Source organism: bacterium (assembly GCA_036524115.1).
Taxonomy (GTDB): Bacteria; JAUVQV01; JAUVQV01; order JAUVQV01; family DATDCY01; genus DATDCY01.
Genome location: DATDCY010000233.1, coordinates 1 through 9,178 on the forward strand (window position 1 = coordinate 1; position 9,178 = coordinate 9,178).

Consider the following 9,178-nt stretch of genomic DNA (forward strand, 5'->3'; position numbering starts at 1 on the left):
AGGCTCGGACCGCCGTCTCGATAAAGTCCGAGCGGTTCTTCCTGGGGCCGGCCTGCTGGTCGATGGCCTCGAGAAGGTCCTCGGCGAGGGTGATAGATGTCTTGACTTTCATACCACCAAAATACGGCGAGACACTGGCGATGTCAATGGCAGGAATGTGCCCAGAACGGTCAGTCTCGTCTGCCAGAGCGGATGAGTCTTCTCTGTTTCATCGCTCAGCCGCCCCCCCGGAAGCGCTCCGCCGCAGCCGCCTTGCCGATGCGGCCCGCGGCGACCCCGACCGCGAGGGCCTCGAGGTCGTCCTCCGTGGCGTCGATGCGGATGCCGTTCAGGTCAAGGAAGACGAGCGCCGCCGCAAGCGCGGTGCGCTTGTTGCCGTCGACGAAAGGGTGGTTGCGCGCGATGTGGTAGAGGTAGGCGGCCGCCATCTCGAAGAGATCGCCATGGAAGGCGACCTCGCCGAACCCGGCGCCCGGCATGGCAACAGCCGAAGAGAGCAGGGAGACGTCCCGCAGGCCGCCGCGGCCCCCGTAGCGCGCGATCTGGTCGCGGTGGATCGCGAGGACCTCGTCAAGCGTCAGCAGCAGCGGGGCCACCCGCTACTCCGCCAGGCGCTTGAGGGCCCCCCCGTGGCGGCGGTTCACGCGGGCAAGGGCGGCGTTGAAGCGGCGCTGCCGCTGCGCCGTTGCAGCCGGCGAGACGATGAGCGCCTTGCCGTCGGTCGTCACCGCCAGCGGGGTGTCTGCCGTGATCTCGAGCAGGTCGAGCACGCCCTTGTCGATGACGAGCGCGAGGCTGTTCCCATGGCGCGTGAGCTTCTTGATCATCGCCGTCCTCTCCCCGATACCCGTATCCACAATGTACTACCACGAGCGTGTCGTGGCAAGGCAGCCGGGTAGCCCCATCGCGGGCTTCGTGCGCTGGTGTCACCGGTCGCGGGCGGCCGCGGCCGCCACGGCCTCGTTCGACGCCTCGGACTTCCGGAGCGCGGCGTCGATGCCGCGAACGAAGTAGCTGAGGCTGAAGTCGGCATTGATCTTCTCGTCGACGAACGAGGTCGAGCGGGTGACAGCAACGGTGGCGAACTGGTTCGATCCGGTCAACCCCCTGAAGATCACATAACCGGCGCACGCCCAGCCGCGGGGCGCTTCCCAGGCGAGCCGCGCCACGCGCACGTCCCGGTCGCCCCGCCGGACCAGGGCGGTCTCGACTGTGAGCCCCGTCGGGGGGGCGAGCTGTTCCCTGATGGCGGTGCCCTCAATTGCGATCCGCTGGACGTTTGAGGAACGCCCGTCGCGGTCGGCGGTGAAGGCCTCGGCCCGATAGGCGTAGCTCGTGCCAGGCTCTATTGCGCGATCGGTGAAGCCCGGCGGCGCGACCTCCTGGAGCAGGTCCCAATCGCCGTCGGGCTCCTCGCGGCGGTAGAGCCGGTAGCCGGTTGCCTTCGGAACGCCGGGTCCCCATTTGAGCTCCACGCCGTGGCGGAGCAAGGCGGGGGTCAGCAGCACCGGGGCATCGAGCGGCGGTCCGCCGGCGGGGGGACGCCGGCGCCTCAGTTCCTGAGTTGCCTCGAACGCGAGCGTTTCACCCTGGGCGAGTTGCTCGAGCAGGGGAAGGAAGGCGGGATCCTCGTAGCGCAGGTCGATGAGGTAGCGCAGCGCGTGGCGCAAGCGCTGCCCCTGCTGCGCGGTGCGAAGGAGCGTCAGACAGCGCGGCGCGAGGATGTCGGGCGGTGCCGCCATGGCGGTCAGGGCTTCCCACGCCCCGTCGCCGAGTCGCCCGGGATCATCGAGGAACGGCAAGAGTGCCGGGATGGCAGCGTGGGCTGCCGGACCGATCCGGCCGAGCGCGGCGATTGCCGGGAGCTGACTGCTTTCGCGCTTCCCGGACGGCACCGCGGCAAGGCGCGTCAGGGCCGGCACGGCGTCCGCCGCGACGGCCCCAAGCCGGCCGACGGCCTCGATCGCGGCGTACCTGAGCCGCTCCTGCTCCTGCCTGGCCTCCGTCCTTTGCCATCTTCTTGCCTTGGGGTCCTCGGCCAGTCCGCCGTGAGCTTCCAGAGCCGCGATCAACACGGGAACGAAGGGCCGTGCGGCCTCGCCGCAGGCGGCAAGGGCCTGCATCACGTGAACCTTCTCGGGAGTGTCGATCCGCGCGTACAGTCCCATGAGGAAGTCCGCATGGGGCGCAAGGGCCGGCCCCGCCATCTCCAGGCAGGCGAGGGCCTGCTGCCACTCGCTCGACGCATCCTGCCGCAGCACATCCAGGAAGACGTCCACGGCCTGGGGAGTGACCCGATCCAGCCGGCAGAGGAGCGCGGCGGCGCGTCGTACTGCGGTCGCGTCACCACGGAGGAGGGCCTCCAGCGCCGGAACCGCACCCTGGCCATGACCGAGAATGGCCTTCTCAAGCTCGGGCATTCCCTTCACGTCCTGCTCCTGGAGGAGGTTCACGAGCGGGGCGATGGCGTCGTCGTTGAACCACTCCATGCCCGCGCGCGCTGCTTCGGCCCCGACGCCGCGCCGCAAGGCGTCGATGTAGACGGGGATGAGGCTGGGGTCGCGCCGGCCGACGCTGGCCTGGGTCTTGAGATACTCGCCTGACAGAGGCTCGCTTGCGCCGGAACCACTTTCCAGGAGAGGCGGCAGGGCAGCGGCAGCCACTGAGCCGGCGTCGCGCAATGCGCCGAGCGCAAGACGCACGAGCGTTTCGTCGCTGGAACGAAGGACGCTCGTCGCTATGGTGACCTCCTGGGGGCCCCCGCGCCCGACAGTCAGCAGTGCGAGGGCCGCGCCCGTGCGCACGGCGGGGTCGTCTTCGCCAAGTCGCGAACGCAATCCGCGTTCGAGCACGTCGGTGACCAGGGCCTCCGCACGCCTGATCGAGAAGACGGCCAGCACGGCGGCGCGCGCTTCCCCATCTTCGTTGCGAAAGGCGTCCAGGAGCGCGGGGAGGTCTTCTTCGCTCATCCGCGCCAAGCTCGCAACGGCTGCATCCCGGACTTCCTTCTCGGGGTCGGCAAGGGCCTGGACCAGGGCGGACGTGGCGTGGCGAGGGGCGGGACGGATCTGGCCGAGTGCGCGGGCGGCGCTCGCACGGATCCACTTGTCGGCGTCAGCGAGGAGCAGAAGCCGGACCTCCTGGATCTCGCTGTCGCTCATCGCGGAGACTCCCTCCAAATGGTGGACCGCGGTGCGTTTGATCTTCGGGTCCTCGTCACGAGAGAGGACGAGCAGCGTCGAGACATCGACATCCTGCGCACGCCCGAGGTATTCAGTGGCCCATCCCCTGAGTGTCTCGTCATCGCCGTGCGCGAGCTCGAGGAGGCGGGTCACGGGCAGCGGCCGCATCGCACCGAGGATCCGGATTCCCTGGATTCGGCTCTGCTCGGCCTCCGCCGCCAACAACTGCTCCGCCACCGGCATTGCCGCTGCTCCCATGGCGCAGAGTGCGGCCAGGGCCGCGCCCCCCGAGTTGTCGAGACGTGCGACAAGTGCGGGGATCACTGGCGCGGCCTTGTCGCCGAGGACACTGAATACGCTGACTGCCCACGTCGTATTCCACCACCGTTCCCCGGCGATGCGGATCAGCACCGGGAGGGCGTCCGCCTCCATCTCCTGGAGGCGGATTTGCCTGGCTGCCCAGATCGAGTCTCCACCGCCGCGAGCGAGCAGCTCAAGGAGCAGCGGGCCTGGGTAGGGCTTCATGGCGTCGATGGCGGCCAGGGCAGCGGAGCGCAGGCTCGTGGAATAGGTATTTTGCCCCCGGATCGTTTCGAGAAGCGGACGCAGGGCGGGTGGGCCGATGGCGACCAGGGCGTCCTTCGCCGCAGCCGAGATCGCCGGATCGGCATCGCCCAGGAGCGAGATCAGGTCGTCCGCGGCGGGCGCGGCAGCCGGGCCGAGTCCGGTCAAGGCCAGCGCGCCCCTGCGCCGCGCCGCCGGATCCGGCGAGGCGAGCAGAGCGCGAAGCCCCGGCAAGGCGAGGGGGCCGATGCCGGTGGCGGCTTGGGCGCAGCGAAGGGCGAGCGCGTCTTGGCGGCCCTGCGCGCAGCGCTCCAACGCGGGCAGGGCTCTTGCGGCGCGCGGACCGATTCGGCCCAACGCCCCTGCGGCTTCCCAGCGGACGGCGGCACTGGGGTCCTCGAGAGACGTGTCGAGCGCCGCGACGACTTCGTCCGTCGCCTCAGCCGACCCGCTGATTGCGGCGATGGCACGGAGTCGCTCGGCTTCAGAGCCTGCCGTGAATGCCTCCGGCCTTGGGCCATGGCCGGCGCAGGCCGCGGTGACGAGCGCAACGGCGAGCGTGCCCAGCGATCGGCGGATACCAGCAGGGCGGCCGGCCCGAGGGGTGGCGCGCTCACATGGCGTCGCGCGTCCCTCCCGGGCCGACATGGTCCCGCCCCCTTACGTCCTGGCCGGAGCCGACTCCGCAGCCTTCGGCGCCGGCGGGCTCTTGCCCTTGTAGGGCTGCGAGAGGACCGCGACCGTCGCGGCGATCTCCTCCGCGGTCACGCCCTGGCGCAGCTCCTCCATCCGGCGCATGACCTCCTGCCAGCGCAGCCCCTCTGCGGCGCTCACCCACTCGAGCTGCAGGCGCTCCTTGCGGATGCCGAGGGCCTCCATGCGGCGCCAGACCTTCTCGACGCGCTTCTTCGTCCAGTGGTTGGCGTCGATGTAGTGGCAGTCGCCGAAGTGGCAGCCGGAGACGAGCACGACGGGGGCGCCGAGGCGAAACGCCCGCCAGATGAAGCTCTCGTCGACGCGGCCGGAGCACATGGTGCGGATCAGGCGCGCGTTCGGGGGGTATTGGAGGCGCGAGACCCCCGCGAAGTCGGCGCCGGCGTACGAGCACCAGTTGCAGGCGAAGGTCACGATCTTGTCCGCCGGGTCCTCCTCGAGGATCGCGTCGATCTGGCCGACGATCTGCCGGTCGGCGTAGTGGTTCATGTCGATCGCGCCGAAGGGGCACTCGGCCGAGCAGGTGCCGCAGCCGGCGCAGGCGGCCTCGATGACGGTGGCCTTCGTCTTGGCCTTCGCGTCGGCGCGGATCGCCTTGTAGGGACAGACCTTGGCGCAGATGCCGCAGGCGGTGCAGCGCGACTGGTCGACCTGCGCCGTGAGCGCCTCGATGCGCAGCTTGCCGTGCGACATCAGGCGGATCGAGCGCGCCGCGGCGGCGGAGGCCTGCGTCACGGCCTCCTTGATGTCTTTCGGCCCTTCCGCGCACCCGGCGAAGAAGACGCCGCGGGTCGCCGAGTCCACCGGCATCAGCTTGGAGTGCGCCTCCAGGAAGAAGCCATCGGAGGTCTTCTGGAGGGCGAGCATCTCCTGCAGGTGCTTGTTGTCCGCGCGCGGCAGGATGCCGACCGAGAGCACGACGAGGTCCGCGCCGTGTCGCTCCAAGGTCCCGGTCGTGGTGTTCTCGACGCTCAGCACGAGGGAGCCGGTGTCCGCGTCCTCCTCGATCAGGCCGGGCAGCCCCCGGAGGTAGCGCACGCCGGCCTCGCGGCTGCGCGTGTAGAGGTCCTCGAAGCCCTTGCCGAAGGAGCGGATGTCCAGGTAGAAGACCGTGACCTCCATGTCGGGGTAGTGCTCCTTGAGCATCAGCGTGTCCTTGATCGTCACCATGCAGCAGACGTTGCTGCAGTACGGCTTGCAGCCGGCGGCGCCGCTGGTGCTGCGCGAGCCGACGCACTGGACGAAGGCGACGCGCCGCGGCTTCTGGCGGTCGCCCGGCCGCACCACCTCGCCGAGCGTCGGGCCGCCGGCGTTGATCAGCCGCTCGAACTCCAGGCTGGTGACGACGTTCGGGAAGCGGCCGTAGCCGTACTCCTCGATCGCCGTCGGGTCGAAGACGTCCATGCCGGTGGCGACGACGATCGTGCCGACCTCGAACTCGTGGAGCTGCTCCTTCATGTCGAAGTCGATGCACTGCTTCTTGCAGGCCTTGATGCACTTGCCGCAGACCAGCGGGTCCTGCCCGAGGCAGACGGCCGGGTCCACGAGGTAGGCCGAGGGGACGGCCTGCGCGAACGGCGAGTAGATCGCCTTGCGCGTGGCCAGCCCGATCTCGAACTCGTTGGGCGTGATCTGGGGGCAGACCTTGGCGCAGTCGCCGCAGGCGGTGCACTCCTTCTCGCGGACAAACCGCGGCCGCTGGCGTACCCGCACCTTGAAGTTGCCGACGTAGCCGCCGATCTGCTCGATCTCGGAGAGCGTCAGGAGCTTGATTCGTGGATGCCGACCGGCATCCGTCATTTTAGGACCCAGGATTCATATCGAGCAGTCCATGGTCGGATACGTCTTGTCGAGCTGGGCCATGACGCCCCCGATGCTCGAAAGCTTCTCCACCAGGACCACCTCGTAGCCCGCGTCCGCCAGGTCGAGCGCCGCCTGGATGCCGGCGACGCCGCCGCCCACCACGAGCGAGCGCTTCGTGACGGGGACCTCCATCTCGTTGAGGGACTTCAGCGCGCTGGCGCGGCGCACGGCCATCTTCACCAGGTCGATCGCCTTGGCGGTCGCCGCCGGCCGGTCGTGGCTGTGGACCCAGCTCACCTGCTCGCGCAGGTTGGCCATCTCCATGAGATACGGGTTGAGGCCGGCGTCCGCGACCATGGCGCGGAAGGTCGGCTCGTGCAGCCGGGGCGAGCAGGAGGCGATGACGACGCGATTGAGGCCCCGCTTGCGGATCTCTTCCTTCATGCCGACCTGGCCGGGCTCGGAGCAGGAGTACGGCTGGTCGGTGGCGTAGGCGACGCCGGGGAGCTTCGCCGCCACGTCCGCGACGGCGCGCGTGTCGACCGCGGCAGCGATGTTGGCGCCGCACTGGCACACGAAGACGCCGATGCGCAGCTCTTCGCCGTCGGGGGCGCGAGCCGGTTCAGGTTCAGTCATGACGTTCCTCCTTCACGTGGCAAGGCGCGCTTCGGGGTCCTGTCGCTGCGCACCCCCGTCGGTGCTCGCTCCGCTGCGCGCCGCCGGGGGTCCCCCGCTTCGCGCCACCCCTCCGCTGTTCATGTGACACATACAGTTTCAAGGCGCAAGCGAACGCGCCAGCAGTTCCGCGACGTCGACGAGCTGAAGGTTATGGAGAGGGCCGGCGGGGAGGTCGGCCTGGGCGCAGCGCAGGTGGATGACGCACTTGGGGCAGGCGGTCGCCAGCGTGTCGGCGCCGGTCGCGGTGGCCTCGTCGAGCCGCGCGAGCTGGATCGCCTTGTTCGTCGCGCCGCAGCGCACCCAGGCCGAAGTGCCGCAGCAGAGGGCTTTCATGCCGCGGTGGCGCATCTCGACCAGTTCCAGGCCCGGAATGCGCGCGAGCAGGGCGCGCGGCGGATCGATGATGCCCGACATCCGCCCAAGGCGGCACGGGTCGTGGTAGGTGACGCGGCCGGGGAGCGGCTGCCACTCCAACGTGCGCGCCGCCGCCTCGCGCTCGAGCCAGGGGAGGAAGTGCTCGACGTCGAGCGAGAAGCCGGGGACGACGCTCCGGTAGTGGAAGGCGAGGACATGATAGCTCTCCGCGCACGTGGTGACGACGCGCTTGACGCCGGCGGCGTGCATGGCCTCGGCGTTGAAGCGCGCCAGCCGGGCGAAGCCCTCCGCATCCCCGGCGAAGAGCAGGTCGTGGCCGCTGGAGCGCTCCTGCTCGAGCAGGACGGGCACGACGCCGAGGCGGTTCATGACGCGCAGCGCGGCCGCGGGGGCGGCGGTCGCCGCGGCGCCGAGGTAGCCGAAGTACGCGTCGTAGTAGGGCGCCGATCCGGTGAAGAGCAGCGTCTCGCCGCTGCGCGCCCACTCGGCGTTGGCGGGAACCCAGCGCAGGCGCTCCTGCCGGCGCCGCGGGTCGGCGGTCAGGCGTTGGATGGTCTGGAGCGCGCCGCCGTGGCTGCACTCGCGCATGACGGCGTCGCCGGGGAGCAGGGCGCGAGCGTCGCGCACGAAGCCGGGGAAGTCGACGCCCTGCGGGCACGCCTCGCGGCAGGCGCCGCAGGTGAGGCAGTCCCAAAGGGCGGACTGGAGCGCGGGCCCGGGGTCCTCGAGCGCCCGCTGGCCGAGGCGGCGCGGGGAGTAGAGCGAGCCGCCAAGGTTCACCGGGCACACCGGCGTGCACTTGCCGCAGTCGTAGCAGCGGCGCAGGTTGCGCTTGCGCGCGAGGGCGGCGAGGTCGTGGCGCAGCGCGTCCATCGGGTCGGCGGGGCGGACGGTCGGCGCAGGCGCGTGGCTCACTGCGGGTCCTCCGGCGCCGGGGCGCGGTCGGCGGCGGTGTCCGCAGCCACCAACGCCGTGAAGCGCTCGATCTCCTCGGCGAGCCGCTCTCCCTCATGCGGGTGGAAGGCGCCGACGAGCAGGTGTCCCGCCGGGATGCCGAGGGTCGCCAGAATGGCGCGCAGCGCACCGAGGCGCGCCTGGAAGCGGCTGTGGTCGAGGCCGTGGCGGCAGAGGTCGTGGGGGCACGACAGGACGGCGACGCCGTCCGCGCCCTGGCGGAACGCCTCCAGCACGAGGTCCTCGCCGACGCGCCCGATGCAGGCGGTCATGACGCGCACGGCCTCGCCCTCGCCGCGCCGCCCGCGGCGGTAGAGGCTCTGGAACGCGTAGTGCGGCGCCCATTGGCAGGAGAAGACGACGATGCGTGGGGCGGGCGTGGCGGCCGCCGTCTTGCCCTTCAGCTTGCGCTTCGCCTCGGCCTTCACGATGGTCTTCGGCGCCGACTTCGAAGCCGCCATGGTCTTGCCGCCGGCGGACTTTCGAGCGCGGACCGCAGCCTTGGCCATGATCTATTCCCCCGCCAGCGCCGCCGCCAGCGCTTCGCGCAGCTGTGCGTGACCCGCGAACGCGGCATCCGGCGCCCCCACCGGGCAGACCGCCAGACAGCGCCCGCAGAGCGTGCACGCGGCCGGCTCGATGCGCGCCAGCGGGATCCCCGAGGGGCGCGGCTGCATCGCGATTGCCTCCTGCGGACAGTTCTTCGCGCAGGTCCCGCAGCCGCGGCAGAGCGCCTCGTCGATGGCGGCGGCTGTGATGGCCGCGCCCGGAAGGAGCAGGGGTGCGGGCCGGTCGCCTGGCGCCGGCGCGCCGACGGTGGCGACGGTGGCGACGGTGGCGACGGTGGCGACGGTGGCGACGAGCGCAGCGTTCTCCGCGGCCATCGCGCCGTCGGCCAGCGCCCGCGC

The 9,178-nt window shown here is 70.9% G+C and carries 7 protein-coding genes; all 7 read right to left on the reverse strand.

Annotated elements, in window-relative coordinates:
- Positions 1–215 precede the first annotated feature (215 nt).
- Positions 216–596 carry a type II toxin-antitoxin system death-on-curing family toxin gene (locus VI078_11300; protein ID HEY5999867.1) on the reverse strand — a complete coding sequence of 127 codons (381 nt, stop codon included), beginning with the start codon at positions 594–596 and terminating at the stop codon, positions 216–218.
- 3 nt (positions 597–599) lie between these two features.
- Positions 600–827, reverse strand: coding sequence for an AbrB/MazE/SpoVT family DNA-binding domain-containing protein (locus tag VI078_11305; GenBank protein ID HEY5999868.1), 228 nt, complete (start codon positions 825–827; stop codon positions 600–602).
- Positions 828–926: 99 nt separating this feature from the next.
- Positions 927–4,394 carry a HEAT repeat domain-containing protein gene (locus tag VI078_11310; GenBank protein HEY5999869.1) on the reverse strand — a complete coding sequence of 1,156 codons (3,468 nt, stop codon included), beginning with the start codon at positions 4,392–4,394 and terminating at the stop codon, positions 927–929.
- A 12-nt stretch (positions 4,395–4,406) separates the two neighbouring features.
- Entirely contained in the window at positions 4,407–6,899 is a 2,493-nt protein-coding gene (hdrA2, locus tag VI078_11315) for a CoB-CoM heterodisulfide reductase HdrA2 (protein HEY5999870.1), read from the reverse strand.
- A 138-nt stretch (positions 6,900–7,037) separates the two neighbouring features.
- Positions 7,038–8,231 (reverse strand): (Fe-S)-binding protein, encoded by a 1,194-nt coding sequence (locus VI078_11320; protein ID HEY5999871.1) that lies wholly within the window; start codon positions 8,229–8,231, stop codon positions 7,038–7,040.
- Complete coding sequence (locus VI078_11325) at positions 8,228–8,779, reverse strand: hydrogenase iron-sulfur subunit (protein ID HEY5999872.1); 552 nt, start codon at positions 8,777–8,779, stop codon at positions 8,228–8,230. Before VI078_11325 ends, VI078_11320 begins: the two co-directional genes overlap by 4 nt.
- 3 nt (positions 8,780–8,782) lie before the next feature.
- The coding region (locus VI078_11330; protein ID HEY5999873.1) for a 4Fe-4S dicluster domain-containing protein at positions 8,783–9,178 on the reverse strand (396 nt) is incomplete at its 5' end.